This is a genomic window from Shewanella sp. MF08487 (assembly GCF_050848685.1).
GTDB lineage: Bacteria > Pseudomonadota > Gammaproteobacteria > Enterobacterales > Shewanellaceae > Shewanella > Shewanella glacialipiscicola.
Map to the genome: position 1 here is coordinate 1 of NZ_JBOZPB010000062.1, position 1,235 is coordinate 1,235.

1 protein-coding gene is annotated in these 1,235 nt (G+C 43.6%); it reads left to right on the top strand.

The features are described from left to right. Window positions 1-67: 67 nt before the first annotated feature. A protein-coding gene (locus ACRN9H_RS19625) for an IS3 family transposase (RefSeq protein ID WP_432315880.1) occupies window positions 68-1,227 on the top strand; the annotation gives its coding sequence in 2 pieces (ribosomal slippage) (window positions 68-317 and window positions 317-1,227; 1,161 coding nt in all). The last annotated feature ends 8 nt before the right edge of the window (window positions 1,228-1,235 follow it).

Consider the following 1,235-nt stretch of genomic DNA (forward strand, 5'->3'; position numbering starts at 1 on the left):
TGTTCTGGTCTAATCCCATCGGACACTTAATTTTGAGACAGTATGGTCAATAAATTAAGAGGTCTATATGAGTTTAAAAAAATCACATAAGAGTTATCCGCAGGCATTTAAAGATGAAGCCGTCTTGATGGTGCTAGAGCAAGGTTATAGCGTTGCCGATGCGGCAAAGTCTCTTGGAGTTAGCACGAGCCTGCTTTACAACTGGAAGGAAAAACACCAAGCCCTGCAACAAGGTATCACCTTAGAAGAGTCTGAGCGTGATGAGCTAAAGCGATTACGTAGAGAAAACAAAGAATTACGAATGGAGAAAGAAATTCTAAAAAAGGCCAGCGCCTTCTTTGCGAGAGAAATGAAGTAAGATTTCGTTTCATCAAACTGCAATCTCACCTGTTTCCCATAGCACTGTTATGTCGAGTAATGAGTGTAAGTAAATCAGGCTATTACGATTGGCATAAACGCCCTGCAAACGTGATAAGCCTTGAAACACTGAAGCTTTATCGCCTTGTTCGACAGCTATTTAAGCAAAGTCGAGGCAGCTTAGGGAATCGTGAAATGGTGAAAAAATTGCGCAAGGAAGGCTACCAGGTTGGTCGCTATCTCGTTCGTAAAATTATGCACCGCCTTCGACTCAAAGCAACCCAACGACGCGCTTACAAGGTGACGACACAGCGAAAACACTCAGATGCAGTGGCTGATAACCTGTTAAATATGAACTTTAATCCAGTATCGGCTAATCAGGTCTGGGCGGGTGACGTGACTTATTTAAAGACGGGTGAAGGCTGGATGTATTTGGCAGTGGTGATGGATTTATATTCACGCCGGATTGTGGGATGGCACATAGACAAACGCATGACCACAGATTTGATATCCAAGGCATTAATAAAAGCCTACAACCTGCGCCAACCAGCGCGAGGGTTGGTATTTCACAGTGACCGAGGCTCGCAATATACCAGTAAGCAATTCGGTAGGCTGCTATTGAGCTATGGTATCCGAGCCAGCATGGGTGATGTGGGAGCGTGTTGGGATAATGCCGTTGTCGAGCGATTCTTTGGCAGCTTAAAACACGATTGGATTTTTAAAGTTAATCAACCAACAAGGGAGTTTATGAAGCAAGATGTGACGGCTTACATGAAATATTACAACTTGGAGCGACTTCATTCTGCTAATGACAATCTGTCACCGGTAGAGTTTGAAAATTCTCAAGTAAAAGTGTCCAGTTTGGGTTGACCAGTACA